Genomic DNA, 23,613 nt, shown 5'->3' on the forward strand with positions numbered 1-23,613 from the left:
TCCCGGATCAGTACGGCCAGAGCGTGGGCTCGGTGCAGAAGTGCCCGCCGACACGGGTCTGTGCCGGGTCGGCGTCGGACAGCTCGCCGTGTTCGGCGAGCAGCTTCGCCGCGTACGGTTCGGAGTCGTCCCGCGGTACGTAGCCCAGCGCCCGCGCGCTCGAAAGGTCCCACCAGGTGCGGGAGTTGGCGGACGAGCCGTACACCACCGTGTGCCCCACCCCCTTGGCGGTGAGCGCGGCGTGCAACAGCCGGGCGCAGTCGGCGGGGCTCAGCCAGAGCGAGAGCATCCGGACCGAGGTCGGCTCGGGGAAGCACGAGCCGATGCGCACGGAGACGGTCTCCAGGCCGTGCCGGTCCCAGTACAGCTGGGCCAGGTCCTCGCCGAAGCACTTGGAGAGCCCGTAGAAGGTGTCCGGGCGGTGCGGTGCGGCGGCGGGGACCAGGTCGTCGCCCGGCCGCGCCGGGCGCGGGGTGAAGCCGACCGCGTGATTGCTGGAGGCGAACACCACGCGCGGGACGCCGGCTTCACGGGCGGCTTCGTAGAGGTGGTAGGTGCCCTCGATGTTGGCCCGCAGGATCTTCTCGAAGGGGGCTTCCATCGAGATGCCCGCCAGATGGATGATCGCGTCCACGCCCTGGACCGCCTCGCGCAGCGCCGAGCGGTCGCCGGGGTCGGAGAGGTCCGCGACGAGTGCGTCCGGCTCGCCGTCCACGGGGTGCATGTCCAGGAGGCGCAGCCGGTAGCCGTACGCGGGCAGCAGCCCCCGCATCAGCGTGCCGAGACCTCCGGCGGCGCCGGTGAGCAGGACGGTGCGGGGAACGGGCATGAAAGATGCGCTCCTTGGGAGGGGGCGGGGTGCGGGGTGCGTGCCGGGGCCCGACCACGCTAGAAAGCGCTTTCTATGCTTCCTCGGAAGGAGATGTCAACCCCCGTCCACCCCTTCCCTCCCTGCGATCCCCTCCGCACATTCACTCCGCGGTGCTCTACGCGCCGGACCCCGCGCGCTGGGCCGGGCGGGCGCTGCGCCCGTACCTGGCGGGGGAGTGGGCGCCCGGGGAGGCGTACGCCGAAGCAGCCGACGCCCTGCGTGCCGCCGGGCTCGGCGTGCACAGTTGGGTGGTCCTCGCCCACAACTCCCGCCTCGGTGCGGAACACCCCGACACCTCCGTGCGCAACGCCTACGGCGACCGCTACCCCTGGGCCCCGTGCGTCGCCCGCCCCGAAGTCCGCGGGTATCTGACCGCATTGGCGGCCGAAGCGGCGGCGAGACTCGGCGCGTCGGGCACCGAAGCTGCCGCCCTTCGCACCGCACACCAGGTTCCGTGCTCGCCGCCAACCTCCTCGTGGTCGCCTGCATGGGCGGCAGCCCATGACCCTGGCCACCGACGCGGCCCGCGCCGCCGCCCTCGGTGCGAACGAACTGCGGCTCTACCACGCGGGGTTGGCCTCGGACGCGGATCTCGCGGCGGTGCGCGAAGTCCTGCGCGCGGGGACCGCCCGCGAGTGAGGTCCGCGTAACGGCCGGGCAACAACCCGGTTTCGTCAGATCCGTTGACGAATGGCGGCCACCGCCCTAGCTTCACAGCGTCGTACTTCGTACGTCATATATGAGACGCGATACGCGAGATATGAGAGCAGCACGCATGGCCTTCGCCCCCAGCCCGATTCCCTCCCGCACCCAGTTCGTTCAAGAGGCGATCAAGCACGCCATCCTCGCCGGTCGGCTCCCACCGGGCAGCGCACTGGTGGAGGCCGAACTCGCCGCACAGTTCGGGGTGTCGAAGACCCCCGTCAGGGAGGCACTGAAGACCCTCGCCGGGACCGGACTCGTCGTCATGAGCCAGTACAAGGGCGTCACCGTCCGCACCGTCGACGCCGCCATGGCGCACGAGGTGTACGACGTACGGGTGCTGCTCGAACCGCAGGCGCTGCGCCGCTCGGTCGCCCGGCGGGTCTCCCTGGACGGGGCCGCCGAGGCGCTGGTGCGGGCCGACGACGCGACCGACGAGGCCGAACGCTCGCTGGCCAACCGGGACTTCCACCGTGCGCTGTACGCACACTGCGGCAACCCGCTGCTCGTCAGGATGCTGGACGAGGTGCGCGACCAGGCGGCCCTGGTGTCGACCGTGGCCTGGCACGCGGTTCCGTCCTGGCAGCAGGAGGCGGACGAGCACAAGGAGATACTCCGGCTCGCCCGGACCGCGGACGCGGCCGGTGCGGCGCGCGCCCTGCACGCGCACATCGAGTCCTTCGTCCACCGCGCGTTCCCCGAAGGCCCGCCGGGATCCGAAGGCCTGCCGGGACTGGAAGGCGTCCCGGCCGAGCCGGTATTCCCGCAGCCCGAGAAGGGCGCTCCCGGAACGACCGCCCACCCCGAGAAGGACACCCCCGCATGACCGCTCGCTTCGATCACTCCGCCCAGCGCGCCGCCCTCGCCGACGTCGTCGCGATCCCCGTCACTCCGTTCGCCGCCGACGGTTCGGTGGACGCGGTCACCTACCGCGCCCTGCTGCGCCGACTGCTCGACGCGGGCGTGCGGACCCTCACCCCGAACGGCAACACCGGCGAGTTCTACTCGCTCTCCCGGCAGGAGCGCCGCCTCGTCACCGAACTGACCCTCGCGGAGACCGGCGGCGACGGCAGCGCCGTCCTCGTCGGGGTCGGCCACGACCTGCCGACCGCCGTCGCGGCGGCCAGGGAGGCCCGCGCGGCCGGTGCGGGCATGATCATGGTGCACCAGCCGGTGCATCCGTACGTCTCGCAGGGCGGCTGGGTCGACTACCACCGCGACATCGCGGACTCCGTACCGGAGTTGGGGGTGGTTCCCTACCTGCGCGACCCCCTTCTCGAAGGGCGGACCCTCGCGCGTCTCGGCGAGCTGTGCCCCAACGTCATCGGTGTGAAGTACGCCGTCCCCGACGCCTCCCGGTTCGCGGCGGTCGCCCGGGACGCGGGACTCGACCGGTTCGTGTGGGTGGCCGGGCTCGCCGAGCTGTACGCCGCCCCGTACTGGGCGCTGGGCGCCACCGGATTCACCTCGGGCCTGGTCAACGTGGCCCCCGCCGTCTCGCTCGGTCTGCGCGACGCGCTGCGGGCCGGCGACTACCGGTCCGCGCAGAAGACCTGGGAGCGCGTCCGCCCCTTCGAGGAGCTGCGCGCCGCCGAACGGTCCGCGAACAACGTCAGCGTCGTCAAGGAAGCCCTCGCCGCACTGGGCCTGTGCCGCAACGAGGTCCGCCCGCCGAGCGAGGTGCTGCCGGACGCCCTGCGTGCCCGGGTCGCCGCCGCCGTCGAAGGGTGGGAGATATGAACGGCCCCGTGCGGGACGGGAACGGGGCGAAGACGGTCCGCGCGCCCGAGGAGTTGCGCAGCCACCAGTGGTACGGGACCGACGGCCTGCGCTCCTTCAGCCACCGGGCCCGCACCCGCCAGCTCGGCTACCTCCCCGAGGAACACCTCGGCAAGCCCGTCATCGCCGTCCTCAACACCTGGTCGGACATCAACCCCTGCCATGTCCACCTCCGCGACCGCGCCCAGGCGGTCAAGCGCGGGGTGTGGCAGGCGGGCGGCTTCCCCCTGGAATTCCCGGTCGCCACGCTCTCCGAGACCTTCCAGAAGCCGACCCCCATGCTCTACCGCAATCTCCTCGCCATGGAGACCGAGGAGCTGCTGCGTTCGTACCCGGTCGACGGCGCGGTCCTGCTCGGCGGCTGCGACAAGTCGACCCCCGCCCTGCTGATGGGCGCGGCCTCCGTCGACCTGCCGACCGTCTTCGTCCCGGCGGGCCCGATGCTGCCCGGCCACTGGCGGAACGAGGTACTCGGCTCCGGCACCGACATGTGGAAGTACTGGGACGAGAAGCGTGCCGGAACCATCGGCGACTGCGAACTGGCCGAACTCGAAAGCGGGTTGGCGCGCTCGCCGGGACACTGCATGACCATGGGCACGGCCTCCACGCTCACCGCCGCCGCCGAGACCCTGGGCGTCACGATGCCCGGCGCGTCCTCGATCCCCGCCGTCGACTCCGGGCACGACCGGATGGCCGCGGCCTCCGGGATGCGCATCGTGGACCTCGTCCACCAGGACCTGCGGCTCTCCTCGCTCCTGACCCGGGAGGCCTACGAGGACGCGGTGGCCGCGGTGCTGGCGCTCGGTGGCTCCACCAATGCCGTCATCCACCTCATCGCCATGGCCGGGCGTTCCCAAGTCCCGCTCACGCTCGATGACTTCGACCGCATCGCGCGCACCGTCCCCGTCCTGGCGAACCTCCGCCCCGGCGGTCAGCACCTCATGGAGGACTTCCACTTCGCGGGCGGCCTCCCCGCCTTCCTCTCCCGGCTCACCGACGTGCTCCACCTCGACCGGCCGACCGTCGCCCACTGCACCCTGCGCGCCCAGCTCGACGGCGCGCGCGTCCACGACGACGACGTGATCCGCCCGCGCGGCAATCCCCTCGCCACCGAGGGCGGAGTGGCCGTCCTGCGCGGCAACCTCTGCCCGGACGGCGCGGTCATCAAGCACATCGCCGCCGAACCTCACCTGCTCCGGCACACCGGCCCCGCCGTCGTCTTCGACGACTACCGCACCCTGCAACGCACCATCGACGACCCGGAGCTGGGCATCACCGCCGACAGCGTGCTGGTGCTGCGCAACGCCGGACCCAGGGGCGGTCCGGGCATGCCGGAGTACGGGATGCTGCCCATCCCCGCCCACCTCCTGAAGCAGGGGGTGCGGGACATGGTGCGGATCTCGGACGCCCGGATGAGCGGTACGAGCTACGGGGCGTGCGTGCTGCACATCGCCCCCGAGTCGTACGTCGGCGGACCGCTCGCCCTGGTGCGCACCGGTGACCTCATCACCCTGGACGTCGAAGCGAGAAGGCTCGAACTCGACGTAACGGAGGAGGAGTTGGCGCGTCGCCGGGCCGAATGGGTGCCCCCGGCGAGGCGTTACGAGCGTGGATACGGCGCACTCTACGAGGATCAGATCACCCAGGCCGACACCGGCTGCGACTTCGCGTTCCTGTCGGGCGCGGGCGGAGCCCCACAGCCTTACGCGGGCTGACCGCACCCCCGGCGCACCCGCCAAGAATCTTCCCCGGACACGTATGTCCGGTATCTCGAACAGTGTTCGCCATCACCCCTGCCCCCAGAACCTCCCCGATCGGAGATCCGTCATGGCCCAAGCCGCAGCCGTGGCCAAGCCGCCGCCGGCACCCCCGCCGCCCACCGGCCGCCGCCCACGCCCCCGCACCGGCTCCACCCCGCGCCGCCTGCCCTACTTGCTGATCGCCCCCGCCGGGCTGTTGATGCTGGGCTTCATCGCGTACCCGGTGCTCAGCGTCTTCTACTACAGCCTCCAGAACTACAACGTCACCAAGCCCTGGAAGAACGGCTTCGCGGGCCTCGACAACTTCACCCGGCTCTTCTCCGACGACCCGCTCTTCTGGTCCACCCTCGGCTTCAGCGCCAAGTGGGTCATCGTGCAGGTGAGCCTCCAACTCGCGCTGGGCCTGGTGCTCGCACTCCTCGTCAACCAGACCTTCGTCGGCCGAGCCGTTGCCCGCGCCCTGGTCTTCTCCCCGTGGGCCGTCTCCGGCGTCCTGACCACCACCATCTGGATGCTGCTCTACAACCCGTCCACCGGGATGAGCCGCTACCTCGCGGACCTCGGCATCGGCTCGTACGGCACCTCCGTGCTCTCCGACACCGGCACCGTCTTCTGGGCGGCCGTCCTCGCCGAACTCTGGCGCGGCGTCCCCTTCTTCGCGATCCTCATCCTGGCCGACCTCCAGTCCATCCCGAAGGACCTGTACGAGGCGGCCTCGGTCGACGGCGCGGGACGGCTGCGCCAGTTCGTGCACATCACGCTGCCACACCTCAAGGACGCGATCATCCTTTCCACGCTGCTGCGCGCGGTCTGGGAGTTCAACAACGTCGACCTGCTGTACACGCTCACCGGCGGCGGCCCGGCCGGCACCACCACCACCCTCCCGCTGATGATCGCCAACACCGGAATCGAGGGTCACGACTTCGGTTACGCCTCCGCGCTGACCACCGTCGCGTTCGTGATCCTCCTCTTCTGCTCGATCGTCTATCTGCGCCTGAGCAAGTTCGGAGGCGAGCGCACATGAGTGCCGCACTCGTAGAGCCCCGTACTCCGCTGCGGGAGGACCCCGTACCGCCGAACGCCCCGCGCGCCCCGAAACGCGAGCGCGCCTTCGACGACGTCCCGCGCTGGCAGATCTACCTCCCGCTCGGCCTCTACCTCCTGTTCACTCTGGTCCCCTTCTACTGGATGCTGCTCTTCGCGCTGCGCCCCGCCGGGTCCACGTCCCTCGTCCCCTGGCCGGTCACCTTCGAGCACTTCGAGAAGGTGTGGACCGAACGCAGCTTCGGGATGTTCTTCCAGAACAGCATGCTCGTCGGGCTGGCCACGCTGGTCACCACCACTGTCGTGGCCCTCGCGGGCGGCTACGCGCTGGCCCGCTTCAACTTCCGCATCAAGGGCGCCTTCATGCTGGCGCTGCTGTGCTCCCAGTTCATCCCGGGCGCACTGATGCTCGTCCCGCTCTTCGAGATCTTCCGCAACCTCCAGATGATCAATTCGCTCGGAAGCGTCATCATCGCCGAGACCGTCTTCCAGCTCCCCCTCTCCATCATCCTGATCAGCGGCTTCATCAAGAACGTGCCGGTCACCCTGGAAGAAGCCGCCTGGGTCGACGGCTGCTCTCGCTTCCGCGCGTTCTGCGCCGTCGTCCTCCCGCTCCTGCGGCCCGGCCTGATCGCTGTCGGCTCCTTCGCCTTCGTGCACAGCTGGAACCACTTCCTCTTCGCCCTGATGTTCCTCAGCGAACAGGACAAGCAGACGATCCCGGTCGGCCTCAACACCCTGATGGGCGCGGACAGCGTCGACCTGGGCGCACTCGCCGCAGGGGGCGTCATCGCCGCCATCCCGGTGGTCGTCGTCTTCGCGTTCATCCAGAAGTGGCTGGTCACGGGCTTCAGCGCGGGCGCGGTGAAGGGGTGAGGCGCGGGGCGCGCGGTGAGGGCGCGGGGCGGCGGTGGCCGTGCGGCCCCGCGGGCACGGTCGCCGCGCGCGGGGCGTGGACGGCGCGGCGGGCAACGCGCACGACGCGCCGCGTCGCGGAGCGTGCCGCCTGCGCGGGGTGTCCTGTACGGCGTCGCCGCAGCGCCGCTTGCACCCGGCATCCCACACACGGCCTCACCTCCCCACCGGCACCGGCACCGGCTGTTCCTCCGGCCCCGGCCGAGCCGGCCGCACCGGCCGTGCCTCCAGCGCCAGCGCCCGGCGGGCCAACCGCACCGGTCGAGACCACTCCCGTACGACCATCAACCCCGAGGAGTACGTCGCATGAGAGCGAGCCCCCGTCAACGGCTCAGCCGCCGCGCCTGGCGCACCGCCTGCGCGACCGTCCTGGTCACAGCCCTCGCGCTGCCCGGCGCGGCGCAGGCCGACAGTGCTCTGGGGGCCGTCGACCCGTCAGTCCCGGAGGCACCGCACGCCTCCGCCAAGAGCGCCCCCGACGCTCCGCCGGACTCCGCCGGGCCGGCTCCCGGGACAACTCCCGCCCGTGACCTCGGGCGCGAAGTGCTCGGTGCGAAGGACGGCTGGGCGAGTGCGGACGGGGGGACCACCGGAGGATCCGCCGCCGATGCCGCGCACGTCTTCACCGTACGCAACCGGACCGAGCTCGTCCGGGCACTGGACGGCGGCAGCGACACCCCCAGGATCATCCGTATCGCGGGGACCATCGACGCCAACACCGATGACCTCGGACGCCACCTGACCTGCGACGACTACGCCACCGACGGCTACAGTACGCACGCCTACCTCGCCGCCTACGACCCCCGAAGCTGGGGCGGGGCCAAGCCCTCGGGCCCGCAGGAGGAGGCTCGCAGGAAGTCGGCCGCCCGGCAGGCGGAGAGGGTCGTCCTGCCCGTCGGCTCCCGTACGACGATCGTCGGCGTCGGGCGCGACGCCGTGCTCAAGGGCGCGAGCCTCCAGGTCTCGGACGCGGACAACGTCATCATCCGCAACCTCGAACTCCGCGACGCGTACGACTGCTTCCCCGTCTGGCAGCCCAACACCGGCGGGCTCGGCGACTGGAAGACCGCGTACGACACCCTCTGGCTGCGCGGCGCCACCCACGTGTGGATCGACCACGTCACCGCCTCCGACAAGGGCCACCCGGACGACCGCGAGCCCACCCACTTCGGCCGCAACTACCTGCGCCACGACGGTCTGCTGGACATCACAGGCGGCTCGGACCTGATCACCGTCTCCTGGTCGAAGTTCGCCGACCACGACAAGGCCATGCTCATCGGCAACGGCGACAACGTCCCCGCCGACCGGGGCAGACTCCGCGTCACCCTGCACCACAACCACTTCACCTCGGTCGTCCAGCGCGCCCCGCGCGTCCGCTACGGCCAGGTCCACCTCTACAACAACCGCTACGACATCCCCGCAGGGCACAGCGACTACCGCTACTCCCTCGGCGTCTCCACCGAGTCCCACATCCACGCCGAGAACAACTCCTTCACCGCCCCCGGTCACGTCGAGGCCGCCGACCTCGTCAAGAGCTGGAACGGCACCGCCCTCCACCAGCGCGGCACCGAGTTCAACGGTTTCCCCGTCGACCTCCTGGCCGTCAACAACGCCTACAACTCCGGCAGCGAACGCGACCTGACCGACGACGTCGGCTGGAGACCGGCCCTGCACGGCCCCGTGGACCCCGCCGCGAAGGCGGCCCGGGACGTCCTGCGCGGCGCGGGCGCCGGGAGGCTCCGATGAGTACCGGCCCCATGGGATCCGAGCAGCTCGTACGAGTCGTACGGTACGGGGGCCAGTCCGTTCGGCACGGCGACCTCGGCGACGGCACCTACCGCAACCCGGTCCTGCACGCCGACTGGTCCGACCCCGACGTGATCGCCGTCGGCGACGACTTCTACCTCACCGCGTCCAGCTTCGGCCGCGCCCCGGGCCTGCCCCTGCTGCACTCCCGCGACCTGGTCAACTGGACGCTCGTCGGGCACGCCCTCGACCGGCTCGAACCCGCCGCCGAGTTCACCGCACCCCGCCACGACCGAGGCGTCTGGGCTCCCTCCCTGCGCCACGCGAACGGCCGCTTCTGGATCTTCTGGGGCGACCCCGACCACGGCATCCAGCAGATCAACTCGCCCTCGATTCACGGTCCTTGGACCGCCCCGCACCTGGTCAAGCCGGGCAAGGGCCTCATCGACGCCTGTCCCCTCTGGGACGAGGAGAGCGGCGAGGCCTACCTCGTGCACGCGTGGGCCAAGTCCCGCTCCGGGATCAAGAACCGCCTCACCGGCCACCGCATGAGCCCCGACGGCCGCACCCTCCTCGACGAGGGCACGGTGATCGTCGACGGCGACCGCATCCCCGGCTGGTTCACCCTCGAAGGCCCCAAGCTCTACCGGCACGACGGCTGGTTCTGGATCCTCGCCCCGGCCGGGGGAGTGAAGACCGGCTGGCAGGGCGCGTTCCGCTCCCGCGACTTCTTCGGGCCGTACGAGGAGAGGGTCGTCCTCGCCCAGGGCGCCACCGACATCAACGGCCCCCACCAGGGCGGCTGGGTGCGCACCCCGGCGGGCGAGGACTGGTTCCTGCACTTCCAGGCGCGGGGCGCGTACGGGCGGCTGGTCCACCTCCAGCCGATGCGGTGGGGTGCGACGGGGACGGACGACGCGGGCTGGCCGGTCCTCGGGGCCGGCGGGGAGCCCGTACGCCTCCATCGCAAGCCGCTCGCACCGCCGCAGCCGATGGCGTCCCCGGCCACCGACGACACCTTCCCCGGCGGGCGGTACGGGCCCCAGTGGTCCTGGACCGCGAACCCTGCCCCGTCGTGGACCCGTGCCCACGGCGCGAACGGGCTGCGCCTGGCCTGCGTACCCGCACCCGACGCCCATGACCTGCGGCTTCTGCCGCACGTGCTCACCCAGCGGCTGCCGGACGAGACCTTCACCGCGGAGGTGGACCTGGCCCTGGACGCCACTGGACCGGGAGCGCGCGCGGGGTTCGCCGTACTCGGGGACGCCTTCACCTGGATCGGCCTGGAGCGCGGGACGGACGGCGAGGTCCGCCTCGTGCACCGGTTCGCGGAAACCGTCGCCGAGCACGAACGCGACGCGGCGCACCCGCGTCCCGCGCCGGCCGGACGGGCGCGGCTGCGCATCGAGGTCTCCGCGGGGGCCCGCTGCCGGTTCCACGCGAACACGGGGGAGGGGTGGCAGGCCTCCGGGCAGGTCTTCGCCGCCCAGCCGTGGCGGTGGGTCGGGGCGCTGCTGGGCCTGTTCGCGCTCGCGCCGGAAGGAACGCCGGAGCCGGGCACGGACACAGACGCAGGCCCGGCCGCGGACACAGACGCAGGCCCGGGCGCGGACGCAGGCCCGGGCGCGGACGCAGGCCCGGCCGCGGATGCAGGTACAGGCCCGGCCGCGGACATGGGCACGGCCACGTTGACGAACTTCCGCGTCACGGCCCGTACATGCACCGACTGAAGCAACTCACCCAGCCATCAAGCACGTTGGGAGCCGCAATGACACACCGTACGAGCAAACGCTTGCTGCCCAGAGTCCTGGCAGCCGCGACCGCCTTCGCCGCCGGACTCGCCCTCCTGGTCGGCGCGCCGGGGGCGGCGGAGGCCGCACCTCCGGCGGTGAAGGCCCCCGCCTGGTCCGACACCGCCCACGGCTTCGCCTCCCTGGCCGGGGCACCACCGGCGGCCGGGGCGGGAGGGTCGTGACCGTACGCACACAGGCCGACCTGGCGAAGTACGCCGGGGCCGTCGAGCCGTACGTCATCCGCGTGGCCGGGGCGATCACCCACGAGCCCTTCGGCGCGGAGACCGTCGTCGCCTCGAACAAAACCATCGTCGGAGTCGGAACCAGCGGTGAAATCGTCGCGGGCGGACTCCAGTTGAAGCCCGGCACGCACAACGTCATCATCCGCAACCTCACCATCCGCGACGCCTACGTCGAGGGCGACTGGGACGGCAAGACCAACGACTTCGACGGTATCCAGCTGGACACCGTCCACCACGTCTGGATCGACCACAACCGCTTCACGCACATGGGCGACGGCCTGGTCGACCTGCGCAAGGACAGCGACTACGTCACCGTCTCGTACAACAAGTTCGACACCCACAACAAGGCGTTCGGCATCGGCTGGACCCCGAACGTCGTCACCAAGGTCACCATCGACCACAACTGGTTCAACGGCACCAAGCAGCGCAACCCCTCCGCCGACAACTGCGCGTACGCGCACCTCTACAACAACTACCTCACCGCGCAGGCCGACAGCGGCGACCCGGTGTGGACGTACGGTAACTGGGCGCGCGGCAGGACCAGGATGGTCATCGAGAACAGCTACTACCGGGACGTCCAGCACCCCCACCAGGCGGACACCACCGCCGAGTTGGTGCAGCGCGGCTCCATCCTGAAGAACACCACCGGCCGTCATGACGCCTGGGGCAAGGCTTTCGACCCGAAGTCCTTCTACTCCTACCGCCTCGACCCGGCCGCCGCCGTCCCCGCCCTGGTCACCCGCTTCTCCGGCCCGCAGCGCACCCTCGGCACCGACACCGTCCTGAACGTCCCCGCCGACTACCCGACCGTGCAGTCCGCCGTGGACGCGGTCCCGGACGCGAACGACGGCCGGATTACACTGCGGATCGCCCCCGGGACGTACCGCGAGCAGGTCCGCATCCCCAAGGGCAAGCCGCAGCTCGCCCTCGTAGGGGCGGGGCGCGACCGGTCGAAGACCGTGATCGTGCACAACACCCCTGCCGAGTACGGGGGTTCGACCGGCAGTGCCACGGTGCTGATCGCCGCGTCCGACGTCAGCGTCCGCAACCTCACCTTCGTCAACGACTTCGACGAGGCGGCCGTCGAGCTGAAGGGCGAGCAGGCCCTCGCCATGAAGACCACCGGCGACCGCATCACCTTCACCGACACCGCCTTCAAGGGCAACCAGGACACCCTGATGACCGACAGCCCCAAGCTGGACGTCATCAGCCGCGTCTACATCCGCGACTCGTACATCGAGGGCGACGTCGACTTCATCTACGGCCGCGCCACCACGGTCATCGACCGCTCCCTCATCAAGGCGCTCAACCGGGGCTCCGCCACCAACAACGGCTGGATCACCGCCCCTTCGACCTGGTCGGGCAATCCGTACGGCTTCCTGATCAACCGCAGCCGCGTCATCAGTGACGCCCCGCCACAGTCCTTCCACCTCGGCCGGCCCTGGCACCCGGGCGGCCAGCCGGAGGCGATCGGCCAGACGCTGTTCCGCGAGACCCGGCTCCCCGACGCGATCAGGTCCACGCCGTGGACCGACATGAGCGGCTTCTCCTGGAAGGACGCCCGATTCGCCGAGTACCGCACGTACGGGCCCGGCGCGACCGTCACCGCCGACCGCCCGCAGATGTCCCCCGCGGACGCCACCCGGCACGAGGTCGGCGACTACCTGGCCGGACAGGACGGCTGGGCCCCGTACAAGTCTTTCCGCGTTCACGCCAACTGACGTCCCGTCATTCTCAAAGAAGAGAGCACTGACATCATGACGCACACCAACCCCCGCAGAAACAATGGCCGTTCGGTCGCAGCCGTCTCGCTGGCCGCGATGATCGCCCTCACCGCCACCGCCTGCGGTGACGGCGGAACCACCGGCACCGGTGAAGAGGGCGCGGGCAAGGGCGAGATCACCTTCTGGGACAACAACGGCGGTGTCCGCACCGCCGTCTGGCAGGAGATCATCAAGGACTTCGAGTCGAAGAACCCGGACGTCAAGGTCAAGTACGTTCCGGTGCCGAGCGAGGACGTGCAGTCGAAGTACGACACGGCCATCGCGGGCGGCGGCCTGCCGGACGTGGGCGGCGTCGGCGCGGCGTACCTCGCCAACATGGTCGCCCAGGAGGCCCTGGAGCCGGTCGGCGAGCGCATCAAGTCCTCCTCGCTGAACGGCAAGCTGGTCCCCGTCATGGTGGACTCCGTCAAGACGGCCGGCGGACGTGACGACATGTACTCCGTCCCGACCTCCGCGAGCAACGGCACGCTCTACTACCGCACCGACCTGTTCAAGGCGGCGAACCTCCAGCCCCCGACCACCTGGAAGCTGTTCTACGAGGCCGCGGAGAAGCTGACCGACGCCAAGAACAACAAGTTCGGGTACACGATCCGAGGCGGTGCGGGTTCCATCGCGCAGGCACTGGACGCGGCGTACGGACAGTCCGGCATCACCGAGTTCTGGAGCGGCGACAGGACGACGGTCAACGACCCGAAGAACGTCGCGGCGCTGGAGAAGTACGTCGGCCTCTACAAGAGGACCACCCCTGCGGCCGACGTCAACAACGACTTCAAGAAGATGGTCTCCCAGTGGGCCACCGGCACCATCGGCATGCTGAGTCACAACCTCGGCTCGTACACCGACCATGTGAAGGCGCTGGGCGAGGAGAAGTTCAAGGGCATCCCGGGCCCGACCGGTGACAGCGGCACGCGCGTGCAGGTCTCCAATCCGGTCGACGGCCTCGGCCTCTTCAAGGGCAGCAAGAACAAGGCGGCCGCCTGGAAGTTCATCGAGTTCGCCGCCTCCCACGAGTCCAACAGCAAGTGGAACAGGTCGGCGGGCGCGATGCCGGCCAACATCGAGGCGGCCAAGGACCCGTGGGTCGACGCCTCCGAGCCGACCCGCCTCGGCGCGAAGACCTTGACCGACGGCTCGACCAAGCTGGTCCAGCTGCCGTACTACCTGCCCGACTGGAACAAGATCAGCAAGGCTGAGAACGAGCCGAACTTCCAGAAGGTGCTGTTGGGGACGATGCCGGCGAAGGACTTCCTGGACACGCTCGCCAAGCAGCTGAACGAGGCCCAGGCCGAGTGGAAGGAGCAGTCCAAGAAGTAACCCCCACAACGGCCCCACCCCACCACCGGGCTCGCGACGGCCCGCACACTACCGCCCCCGTTCCACCGCCCATCGGGGGCGGCTCCCACCGGAGGTGCCCACCCCGGTTCCGGCCCGCTCGGGTTCCGGGCCGCCCCGGCGGACGTCCCGAACCCTCCGTTCCGGCTGCCCGGCACCGGGCACGACCAGATGAGGCCCCTCCCCGCGTCGGTGCCCCGCGCCGGTGCCGCAGATCCGATGCAGCCCCGTGCCCCTGACGGGGTGGTCCTGGTCGCACCCCGCGTCAGGACCGCAGATCGAGTACAGCCCGCGCCCCAGCCGGGGCGCAGGCCCCCTCCCGCACGGAATGCGAGGCCTGATCCCCATGTCCATAACCCGCCGCACGGCCCTCAAGGCGTCCCTCCTCACCACCCCCCTCGTCCCATCCCTCGCGACGCCCGCGACCGCCCGCACCACGGACGGCCGCCCCACCCTCCACCTCGTGGGCGACTCGACCGCCGCGCAGAAGGCCCCCGCCGCCGCCCCCGAAACCGGCTGGGGCATGGCCCTCCCCTTCTTCCTCCACCCGCACCTCACTGTCGCCAACCACGCCGTGAACGGCCGGAGTTCGAAGAGCTTCATCGACGAAGGAAGGCTCGCGGCGGTCCTCCCGCTCCTTTGCCCCGGAGACCTCCTCCTCATCCAGTTCGGTCACAACGACTCGAAGTCCGCCGACCCCACCCGCTACACCGAGCCCTGGACCACGTACCAGCGGTACCTGCGCCAGTACATCGACGGAGCGAGGGCGCGCGGTGCCCGTCCGGTCCTCCTCACCTCCGTGGAGCGGCGCAAGTTCGACGCCGCGGGCAACGCCGTCCCGAGTCACGGCGACTACCCGGCAGCCGTGCGCGCTCTCGCCGCCGAGGCCCGGGTGCCACTCGTCGACGTACAGGCAGCCTCGCTCAAGCGGTGGCAGGAGGTGGGCGCCGAACCGCTCAAGGCGTACTTCAACTGGCTGGCGCCCGGCGAACACCCCAACTACCCCGACGGGGCGAAGGACAACACCCACTTCCGCCCGCGCGGCGCCATCGAGGTGGCCCGCATGGTCGCCACCGGCCTGCGCAACAACGGCGTCCTGCCCCCGCGCCACCTGCGCCGCCTGAACGCCCCGATCCCCGAAGAGTGGATCACCTGGCCGAAGGGCTGAGGCGCCACCCCGTGCCCCCGCCCACCCACCGAAGGAGCCACCATGAGCCCCCGCAATCGCACCCACACCCGCACCCGCATCCTCGCCACCGCCACAGCCCTCGCCGCCTGCGCCACCCTGGCCACCACCGCAACAGCCCAGGCCCACCCGCACCACCCGACCCACCCCAACCCCTCCCACGATCCCGCCCGCCAGACCCTCCCCGCCGGCGACGGCTGGGCCTCCGAGGGGTCCGGCACCACCGGCGGCTCCCGCGCCGCCGCCGCGCACACGTACACGGTCTCCACCTGGGAGGAGTTCCGTACGGCACTCGCCGCCGCCGGCACCGCCCCCAAGATCATCAAGGTCCGCGGCACGCTCGACGCCACCTCCTCCGGCTGCTCCGCCTTCGAAGCCCCCGGCTACGACTTCAACGCCTACCTCGCTGCCTACGACCCCGAGGTCTGGGGCCACGAGAAGGAGGTCACCGGCCCGCTCGAAGACGCCCGCGCCGCCTCCGCCGTCAACCAGGCCAAGGCGATCAAGGCGTACGTCCCCGCCAACACCACCGTCATCGGCATCGGCCGCAACGCGGGCATCACCGGCGGCAGTCTCCAGATCCAGGGCGTGGACAACGTCATCGTCCGCAACCTCACCGTCGAAAGCCCCCTCGACTGCTTCCCGCAGTGGGACCCGACCGACACGGCGAAGGGCGCGTGGAACTCCGCGTACGACGCCATGGTGATCCACGGCTCCACCCACGTCTGGATCGACCACAACACCTTCACCGACGGCCGCCACCCCGACAGCACCCTCCCCCGCCACTACGGCGAGCTCTACCAGCAGCACGACGGCGAACTCGACATCGTCCGCGGCGCGAACCACGTCACGGCCTCCTGGAACACCTTCGCCGACCACGACAAGACCCTCATGATCGGCAACAGCGACAGCGCGGGCGCCACGGACGCGGGCAAACTCAAGGTCACCCTCCACCACAACCGCTTCACCGGCACCGTCGAACGCGCCCCCCGCGTCCGCTTCGGCCAGGTCGACGCGTACAACAACCACTTCACCGTCACCCGCACCCAGCCCTACGTCTACACCTTCGGCATCGGCCAGGACTCCCGCCTGTACGCCGAGAAGAACGCCTTCACCCTCCCCGCCACCGTCACCCCCGCCACCCTCCTCAAGAAGTGGAAGGACGCCCCCCTCACCGCCACCTCCAACTACGTCAACGGCCGCCCCGTCGACCTGATCGCCGCCCACAACACGGCCAACCCCACCAACCCCCTCCGCTCCGACGCCGGCTGGACCCCGACCCTGCGCACCCGGGTCGACCACCCGGAAGCGGTCCCGTACCTGCTGACGAAGAACGCGGGCGCGGGCAAGCTGCGCTGACACCCTGACGTGCCGTACGTACGGCGAGGGGCGGGTGCTCCGGTGCCGGGAGCGCCCGCCCCTCGCCGTGCCCGGGGCACGGGCTCAGGTCACGTGGTCGAGGACGCGAGGCGCCGCTCGGCGGGGACGGCTGCGTCCAGTGGCACGGCGGAGAGGGTGAAGGGGAGTACCTCGGGCGGGAGTCCGTTGATCCAGCGGTTGTACTGGCTGTTGACGACCAGCGCCCGGCCACGGGCGAGGGAGATGGAGCTGGGGTGGTGGAAGCCGCCGGGTGCGAGCAGTCGACTCGTGTAGCGGCCCCGGGACAGGTCGGGGGACATGGCGATGACGGTGACCTGGGGGGTGAGGCCGGGGACGTTGTTGATGTTGCCCTGGACCACGTACAGCCGCCCGTCACGGTAGGCCAGCCCGTCGCCGTTGGGGAGTTGGTGGCCGCCGAGGTCGACGCGGTGGACCTGCCGAGAGTGCCGGTCGATGCGCCACAGTTGCCCGGTGGAACTGTTGACGGTCAGTAGGTGGCCGCCGACACAGGTGATGCCGTTGAGATTGTGCTTTCCGTCGATCCATTCGACGGGGGTCGCGGTGACGTCGAGCCATCGTTCGAGGTGCGGGCCGCTGCTGGAACCGGTGAGCCGGTAGACGACGGGCCGGAAGGAATCGGTGGCGTACGCACTGCCGTCCGGCGCGACGGCGATCTCGTTGACGAAGCCGCCGTCCACGCCGCGCAGCAGGGCCAGCAGGGCGCCGCGCTCGGTGTCGTACACCCGCAGGGTGCCGGTGTCCGCGCCGCCGACCAGGAGCCGTCCGGCGGAGTCGATCGCCACCCCGGAGGTGGTGGTGCGGCCGTCGGTGCCGTCGGCCGACCACGGGCGCAGCGCGGGCTTGGTCAGGTGACCGCGGTAGAGGGTGCCGTCCGCGGCGCTGCCGACATAGAGGTGTCCGGTGCGCGCGTCGTAGGCGTGTCCGCTGGGGAAGGCCCGGTCCCCGGGGAGGACGTACTCCGTCGGCAGCCGACCGGCACCGGGCGGCGTCGCGCTGCCGCCGGACTGCGTGGTGGTCGGCGCCGTCCGGGTCCAGGCCGTCGCGGACATCGCGGCCGCGGTGCCGAGGGCAGCGGTCAGTATCCTCCGCCGTGACACGGGGTGTTGTCCCATCAGATGCTCCGTCTCGTCGTGAACGACATGTAGGTGAGGGAGATCGCTGAAGTTTCCCCGCCGCCTCGAACCCGTTGTGCCGGTGGCGTCAGGGCGCCGACGGCCGACGCCGGCAGGGTGACAGGCGCGGTTCAGCCTGCGTTTCGAGCCTCGGCGGGGCCGGTACCCGCGCCCGTGGTGGTGATGGCGGCGACGATCTCGTCCACATCGGCGGCGGTCAGTTCCAGATCCCCCGCACCGATCCAGCCGTCGACCTGGGCGGCCGTGCGCGCGCCCACGATGGCGCCGGTCATGCCCGGCCAGGCCAGCACCCAGGCGACGGCCACCTCGGCCACGCTCACCCCTTGCCGGACGGCGATCGGCTTCAGCGCGTCGGCGAGCCGGAGGTTGGCGGCCAGCCCGGTGTTGAAGTCGGCGTGCGCGGACCGCCAGTCGTCGGCGCCCAGCGACGCCGCCCGTTCGGCGGTGAACGCGCCGGTCAGCAGTCCGGACTGCAGGGGCGAGTAGGCGATCACGCCGGTGCCGCTGGCGGCCGCCCACGCGACCTCGGCCGCAGCCGACCGGTTGATCGCCGAGAACGGCGGCTGAATCACGTCCACGTGCGCGATCCTCTCGGCCGCCTCCAGCTGCACCAGGTCATGGTTGGACAGCCCGATCGCACCGACCTTCCCCTCGGCCTTCAGATCGGCCATGACCTGCCAGTACTCCTCCAGCGGCGTGGCGTTGGGCGATACCTGGCCGGAGCCGTCACCGGCGTACTCCAGAGACTCGCCGGTGTCGGGCCAGTGCACCTGATACAGATCGATCCGCTCCACGCCCAGCCGCCGCAGCGAGTCCTCGACCTCGCGGCGCACGCTGGCGGGCTTCATGATCCGCCGAGGCGCGGCCGACGGGTTGTCCCGGTCCCACACCAGACCGGCCTTGGTGAAGACGTACGGCTTCTCGCGAAGGTTCGCGATCGCCTTCCCGACCAGCTCCTCCGCGTGGCCGAGGCCGTACACCGCGGCGGTGTCGATCCAGTTCACGCCCGAGTCGAGCGCGTGCCGGATGGCCGAGATCGACTCGGCGTCGTCGGTGTCGCCCCAGCTGAACCTCCAGCCGGACCCGGCCACCACCCAGGATCCGAACCCCACCCGGGTGATCTCCATCCCGGTACGGCCCAGCGTTTGTTTGGCAAGCATCGCTCTCTCTTTCCATGGCAATGGATGGTGCGGGTGGAATGTGCGGGTGGATGGTGCGGCTGGTGGCGCGTCAGCACTCCAGCTCGTAGCCGCTGAGTTCCAGGTGGTGGAAGTCGCCGACGATGCTGCCCTCGGCCCTGGCGCCGTTGTCGGCGCTCAGGTGGAAGCTCTTCTCGCGGACCACGTAGCTGCCCTTGAAGGCAGCCCGGGTGCCGTTGAGGTCTTCCTCGAAGGTGCCGTCGCGGGTGAGCCGCAGGACGGGTTCGCCGTCCTTGCTGGCCCACGTGCCCACGTGCCCACGAGTTCGGCGGGAATGCCCTCGGTCCCCGGCGTGCCCGAGGTACTCCGCGTGGGCGTGCCCGCCGACGCCGAGGGTTGTGCGACCGAGCCCGTCGGAGTCTCGGCCCCGGCGGTACAGGCGGTAGCAGCAAGGGTGATGAAGGCGACGATCACGAGGGCTTTGTACTTCATGCCGACCACCATCGGCCGGGCCGCACGAGCCGTACCAGGGCAGGTCCATCCTGGGGAAAAGCTCCCCACCCTGGCGGGGCGGTGTGCCGCCCATAATGGGCGGTGTGGACCGACGGACAGAGTTGAGCGAGTTCCTGCGCTCGCGGCGGAACCGGGTGACGCCGCAGGAGGCCGGGCTGACCACGTACGGCCGGCGCCGGGTGCCGGGGCTGCGCAGGGAGGAGCTCGCCCAACTCGCCGGGGTGAGCGTCGATCACTACGTACGGCTGGAGCAGGGACGCAATCCTCACGTGTCCGAGCACGTGCTCGACGCGATCGCCCGAGCCCTGCGGCTCAGCGCCGACGAGACCCGCCACTTGCGCAACCTGGCCCGTCCCGAGTCCCGCCGCGTCCAGCAGGAGCCGGTGGCCGACGTGCGTGCCTCGTTGCGGATGCTGCTGGACACCGTGGCGGGACCGGCCTACATCGTGGGGCCGCGCGCGGAGTTCGTCGCCTGGAACGACCTGGCCAGGGGCGTGTTCGCCGACTTCCCCACGCTGCCGGGAGCCGAACGCAACGCCGCCCGGCTGGTCTTCTTCGACCAGACCTTTCGCGAGCTGTTCGGACAGAGCCTGCCGGGCAAGTGCGCCGACACCGTCGCCTACCTGCGCCTGAACGCCGGTCGGCACGCCGACGACCCGCAACTCATCGAGCTCATCGGCACGTTGTCCATGCACAGCCAGGAGTTCCGCCAGTTGTGGGCGCAGCAGGACGTCCACGACAAGTCGCACGGCCGCTACCGGCTCGACCACCCGCTGGTAGGACCGCTCGACCTGCACTACGAGGCCGTGGACGTGGCCGGGACGGCCGGCTGGAAGCTGATCGCCTACTCGGCCCAGCCCGGCTCCCCGTCCGCCGACGCGCTGCGACTGATCGGCAGCTGGAACTCCGGCTGATCCGACGCACTCGTCCACGCCGTGCGGGATTTCGAACATCGGTCGAGATTCCAGAGAATATCTGCGCAACTCATTGACGCCCCTCAACAGGGAACTTACGGTCCCGTTCGAAGTCACGAGCACCATTCGTAATATCGAACATGAGGGGTGGGGTATGGGACGACCATCCTCCCTGAGCCGCAGGAACGTACTCGCCGGGATCGGTGGAACGGCCGCAAGCGGTGCGCTGGCGGGCGGGGTCGGCGGCTGTGCGGCGCCGCAGGCCATGGGTGCCGGGGCCGGGAAGACGAGGCTGCGCTACTGGCACCTCTTCGGCGGCGGCGACGGCGTCAACATGCAGGCGATGCTGGACGCCTTCCGCGCCGAACACCCGGAGATCGGGCTTGAGGCGGCGACGCTCGCCTGGGGTGCGCCGTACTACACCAAGCTCGGGCTCGCCGGGGCCGGCGGGCGGGCGCCCGAAGTGGCGGCGCTGCACCTGGCACGGCTCGCCGGGTTCGCGCCGGGGCGGCTGCTGGACCCGTTCGATCTGGGGCTGCTGGAAGAGTTCGGGGTGAAGGCCGCGGACTTCCCGGAGGCGATCTGGAAGCGAGGGGCGGTCGGCGGAAAGCAGTACGCGGTGCCGCTCGACACCCACCCCATGGTGCTCTTCTACAACACCGAGGTGTGCAAGAAGGCCGGACTCCTGGACGTCCGGGGCAAGCTCCAACCCATCGAAGGGGCAAAGGAGTTCACCGAGGCGCTGCGGGCCGTGAAGAAGGAGACCGGGAAGCCGGGACTCGTGACGGAGACGCTCGGCCCCGCCGTCGTCGGGCCGTGGCGGCTGTTCTCGACGTTCTACTCGCAGACCGGCGGACGGATTCTGTCGGAGGACGGCAGAACCATGGCGCTCGACGACGCCAAGGCGCTGGTCGCGCTGGAGTACATGCACATGCTGGTCGCCGAGGGGCTGGCGGTGCGACGCGTCGACTACCCCGGCGCGATCGGGGTGTTCAACGGCGGGAAGACCGGGTTCTTCCTGAACGGCGAGTGGGAGGTCAGTTCGTTCCTCACCACCAAGCTGCCGTTCTCCATGGCCAGGGTGCCGAACCTGTTCGGCCGGGCGACGGCGCAGGCCGACTGCCACTCGTTCGTGCTGCCGCACCAGGAGGACCGCGGCGGCGAGAGCAACCGGGCCGCGCACGCCTTCGTCGCGTGGATGCTGAAGCACAGCGTCGAGTGGGGCAAGGGCGGCCACGTACCCGCGTACCTGCCCACGCTCAAGGAGCCCGAGTACCTGTCGCTCACGCCGCAGTCCGAGTACCGCACGGTCATCGACGACGTCGTGCTGGACGAACCCGCGTGGTTCGTGGGGTCCGCCTCGCCGATGTGGATCGAGCTCGGCGCCGTGTTCTCCGGAGTGCTGACCGGATCCCGTACGCCGCAGAACGCGCTGGCCGAGGCCAAGAAGCGGCTGCGGAAGCTGCTCGACACCCCCAACCCCTTCGGAAACTCCGGCAGTTCGCTGGGAGGTGCGTCCGCATGACCGCCGTCGAAACGCCGGCCGTGGCAGCGGGGCCTGCCGCCGCGCCGCCGGCCGTCACCACACCCATGAGGGTCAAGAGGCACTGGTCGGAGCACGGGTTCGTCTTCGTCGCCCCGTTCCTGCTCGTGTACGCGCTGTTCCTGGTCTGGCCGCTGATCTCCGGGCTCGGCATGAGCGTCCGCAGCGAGAACATCACCGGCGCCGGAGCCGGCTTCGTCGGACTCGACAACTACATCGAGGCCGTCCAGGACCCGGACGTCTGGGCCTCGCTGTGGAACACGGTGTGGTTCACCGTCCTGTCGACCGTGCCGCTGGTGCTGGTCGGGCTGGTGCTCGCACTGCTCGCGCACCATCTGCGGGTCGTGCAGTGGCTGTGGCGGTTGAGCTGGTTCGCACCGTTCCTGCTGCCGTCCGGTGTGGTGGGCCTGCTGTTCCTCTGGGTGATCTTCCCGTCGGACTTCGGCTTCGCCGACCAGGCGCTGGCCGCCATCGGGCTTCAACCGGGCATCGGGTGGCTCACCGACGAGCGGTACGCCATGCTCTCGATCGTCCTCACCACGGTCTGGTGGACGGTGGGCTTCAACTTCCTGCTCTATCTGGCCGCCCTTCAGGCGATCCCCCCACACCTCTACGAAGCCGCCGAGTTGGACGGCGCGGGAGCCTGGCAGCGGCTGCGGCACATCACGCTGCCGATGCTCGCCCGCACCACCGGAGTCGTCGTCGTCCTCCAGGTGCTCGCCTCGCTCAAGGTCTTCGACCAGATCTACATCATGACCGGCGGCGGCCCCGACGAATCCACCCGTCCGATCCTCCAGTACGTGTACGACGCCGGATTCACCGGCTACCGCATCGGCTACGCCTCCGCCGTCTCGTACCTCTTCTTCGCCCTGATCCTGATCGTCTCCCTGGTCCAGCTGCGGCTGTCCCGGCGCAACCGCGAGGTGAACTCCCGATGACAGCAGCCGTGTTGGAGGCGAAGAAGGAACGGGCGTCGTCGACCGGGCGCAAGCCCCGCTGGACCCCCGGCCGGATCGTCATGCTGGTCGTGGCGCTCGCGCTCGTCGTCGCGTGGGTGCTGCCGATCGCCTGGGCGGTCGCGACCTCCCTCAAGCCCGAGGGCGAGACCACCAGGACGCCGTTGCAGTGGATCGGCTCCACGCTCACCTTCGACGCGTACCGCGAGGTGTGGAAGTCCGGCGACCTCGGCCAGTGGATGTTCAATTCCGCCTACATATCGGTCATGACGACCCTGCTGACGGTCGTACTGTGCGCGATGGCCGCGTACGGTTTCGCCCGCACTGACTTCAAGGGCCGCAAGGCTCTCTACGGTCTCGTGCTCGCCGGGATCATGGTGCCCCCGCAGGTGCTGATCGCGCCGCTCTTCGCGGAGATGGTCTCGCTCGGCCTCGTCGATACGTACTGGGGTGTGATCCTGCCCCAAGTCGCCGTCCCCGCCATGGTGTTCATCCTGGTGAAGTTCTTCGAGGGGGTGCCGCGCGAACTCGAAGAGGCCGCGTTCGTCGACGGCGCCGGGCGGTGGCGCGTCTTCTGGACCATCGTCATGCCGCTCTCGCGGCCCATCCTCGCCGCCGTCGCGATCTTCACCTTCATCTCCACCTGGAACAACTTCCTCTGGCCGTTCCTCGTGACCACCGACCCGAGCGGCATGACGCTCCCCGTCGGCCTGGTCAACGTCCAGTCCAGCTACGGCCTGCGGTACGCCCAGATGATGGCCTCCGTCGTCATCGCCGGTCTGCCGCTGCTCGTCGTCTTCGCGCTCTTCCAGCGCCAGATCGTACGAGGCGTCGCCCACACCGGCCTCGCCGGACAGTAA

Annotated in this window: 18 protein-coding genes and 3 pseudogenes; 17 read left to right on the forward strand and 4 right to left on the reverse strand. The window is 70.4% G+C overall.

From position 1 onward, the window contains the following. Positions 1 to 7: 7 nt before the first annotated feature. Positions 8 to 829: an NAD-dependent epimerase/dehydratase family protein gene (locus ACZ5PB_RS08715; protein WP_468689094.1), complete on the reverse strand. Its 822-nt coding sequence runs from the start codon at positions 827 to 829 to the stop codon at positions 8 to 10. A 5-nt stretch (positions 830 to 834) separates the two neighbouring features. Between ACZ5PB_RS08715 and ACZ5PB_RS08720 the strand changes: the two are divergent. The 13 genes and pseudogenes from ACZ5PB_RS08720 to ACZ5PB_RS08780 form a co-directional block, all read left to right on the forward strand. Then, positions 835 to 1,305: pseudogene (locus ACZ5PB_RS08720) on the forward strand (hypothetical protein); the annotation flags it as partial. Between the two features lie 67 nt (positions 1,306 to 1,372). After that, a complete protein-coding gene (locus ACZ5PB_RS08725; protein WP_468689574.1) occupies positions 1,373 to 1,510 on the forward strand; it encodes a hypothetical protein in 138 nt (45 codons plus the stop codon). Between the two features lie 136 nt (positions 1,511 to 1,646). Continuing rightward, positions 1,647 to 2,288: pseudogene (locus ACZ5PB_RS08730) on the forward strand (GntR family transcriptional regulator); the annotation flags it as partial. A 107-nt stretch (positions 2,289 to 2,395) separates the two neighbouring features. Next, on the forward strand, positions 2,396 to 3,313 hold the full coding sequence (locus ACZ5PB_RS08735) for a dihydrodipicolinate synthase family protein (protein ID WP_468689095.1): 918 nt from the start codon (positions 2,396 to 2,398) through the stop codon (positions 3,311 to 3,313). Next, positions 3,310 to 5,067: an L-arabinonate dehydratase gene (gene araD / locus ACZ5PB_RS08740; protein WP_468689097.1), complete on the forward strand. Its 1,758-nt coding sequence runs from the start codon at positions 3,310 to 3,312 to the stop codon at positions 5,065 to 5,067. Before ACZ5PB_RS08735 ends, araD begins: the two co-directional genes overlap by 4 nt. Before the next feature lie 112 nt (positions 5,068 to 5,179). Further along, positions 5,180 to 6,136, forward strand: a complete 957-nt coding sequence (locus tag ACZ5PB_RS08745) for a carbohydrate ABC transporter permease (protein ID WP_468689098.1) — start codon at positions 5,180 to 5,182, stop codon at positions 6,134 to 6,136. Beyond that, complete coding sequence (locus ACZ5PB_RS08750) at positions 6,133 to 7,032, forward strand: carbohydrate ABC transporter permease (protein ID WP_468689100.1); 900 nt, start codon at positions 6,133 to 6,135, stop codon at positions 7,030 to 7,032. The genes ACZ5PB_RS08745 and ACZ5PB_RS08750 overlap by 4 nt, the downstream gene beginning before the upstream one ends. Positions 7,033 to 7,377: 345 nt before the next feature. Beyond that, a complete protein-coding gene (locus ACZ5PB_RS08755; RefSeq protein WP_468689102.1) occupies positions 7,378 to 8,817 on the forward strand; it encodes a pectate lyase family protein in 1,440 nt (479 codons plus the stop codon). Positions 8,818 to 8,828: 11 nt separating this feature from the next. Further along, positions 8,829 to 10,547, forward strand: coding sequence for a glycoside hydrolase family 43 protein (locus tag ACZ5PB_RS08760; RefSeq protein WP_468689555.1), 1,719 nt, complete (start codon positions 8,829 to 8,831; stop codon positions 10,545 to 10,547). Between the two features lie 38 nt (positions 10,548 to 10,585). Continuing rightward, positions 10,586 to 12,573, forward strand: a pseudogene (locus ACZ5PB_RS08765) (pectinesterase family protein). Between the two features lie 36 nt (positions 12,574 to 12,609). Then, positions 12,610 to 13,950, forward strand: coding sequence for an ABC transporter substrate-binding protein (locus ACZ5PB_RS08770; protein WP_468689103.1), 1,341 nt, complete (start codon positions 12,610 to 12,612; stop codon positions 13,948 to 13,950). 364 nt (positions 13,951 to 14,314) lie between these two features. Next, positions 14,315 to 15,136 carry a rhamnogalacturonan acetylesterase gene (locus ACZ5PB_RS08775; protein WP_468689105.1) on the forward strand — a complete coding sequence of 274 codons (822 nt, stop codon included), beginning with the start codon at positions 14,315 to 14,317 and terminating at the stop codon, positions 15,134 to 15,136. A gap of 42 nt (positions 15,137 to 15,178) precedes the next feature. Continuing rightward, on the forward strand, positions 15,179 to 16,513 hold the full coding sequence (locus ACZ5PB_RS08780; RefSeq protein ID WP_468689106.1) for a pectate lyase family protein: 1,335 nt from the start codon (positions 15,179 to 15,181) through the stop codon (positions 16,511 to 16,513). A gap of 89 nt (positions 16,514 to 16,602) precedes the next feature. Here the strand turns inward: ACZ5PB_RS08780 and ACZ5PB_RS08785 are convergent, their stop codons facing one another. From ACZ5PB_RS08785 to ACZ5PB_RS08795, 3 genes are all read right to left on the reverse strand, one after another. Then, positions 16,603 to 17,667, reverse strand: coding sequence for an SMP-30/gluconolactonase/LRE family protein (locus tag ACZ5PB_RS08785; RefSeq protein WP_468689108.1), 1,065 nt, complete (start codon positions 17,665 to 17,667; stop codon positions 16,603 to 16,605). 131 nt (positions 17,668 to 17,798) lie between these two features. After that, complete coding sequence (locus tag ACZ5PB_RS08790; protein ID WP_468689110.1) at positions 17,799 to 18,848, reverse strand: aldo/keto reductase; 1,050 nt, start codon at positions 18,846 to 18,848, stop codon at positions 17,799 to 17,801. A gap of 70 nt (positions 18,849 to 18,918) precedes the next feature. After that, positions 18,919 to 19,140, reverse strand: a complete 222-nt coding sequence (locus tag ACZ5PB_RS08795; protein ID WP_468689111.1) for an Atu4866 domain-containing protein — start codon at positions 19,138 to 19,140, stop codon at positions 18,919 to 18,921. 274 nt (positions 19,141 to 19,414) lie between these two features. Between ACZ5PB_RS08795 and ACZ5PB_RS08800 the strand changes: the two genes are divergently transcribed. From ACZ5PB_RS08800 to ACZ5PB_RS08815, 4 genes are all read left to right on the forward strand, one after another. After that, a complete protein-coding gene (locus tag ACZ5PB_RS08800; RefSeq protein WP_468689113.1) occupies positions 19,415 to 20,254 on the forward strand; it encodes a helix-turn-helix transcriptional regulator in 840 nt (279 codons plus the stop codon). Positions 20,255 to 20,408: 154 nt separating this feature from the next. Beyond that, positions 20,409 to 21,779, forward strand: coding sequence for an extracellular solute-binding protein (locus ACZ5PB_RS08805; protein ID WP_468689115.1), 1,371 nt, complete (start codon positions 20,409 to 20,411; stop codon positions 21,777 to 21,779). Further along, entirely contained in the window at positions 21,776 to 22,735 is a 960-nt protein-coding gene (locus ACZ5PB_RS08810; protein ID WP_468689116.1) for a carbohydrate ABC transporter permease, read from the forward strand. Before ACZ5PB_RS08805 ends, ACZ5PB_RS08810 begins: the two co-directional genes overlap by 4 nt. After that, entirely contained in the window at positions 22,732 to 23,613 is an 882-nt protein-coding gene (locus ACZ5PB_RS08815) for a carbohydrate ABC transporter permease (RefSeq protein WP_468689117.1), read from the forward strand. Before ACZ5PB_RS08810 ends, ACZ5PB_RS08815 begins: the two co-directional genes overlap by 4 nt.

The sequence above is a fragment of the Streptomyces sp. NPDC032721 genome, assembly GCF_055579625.1.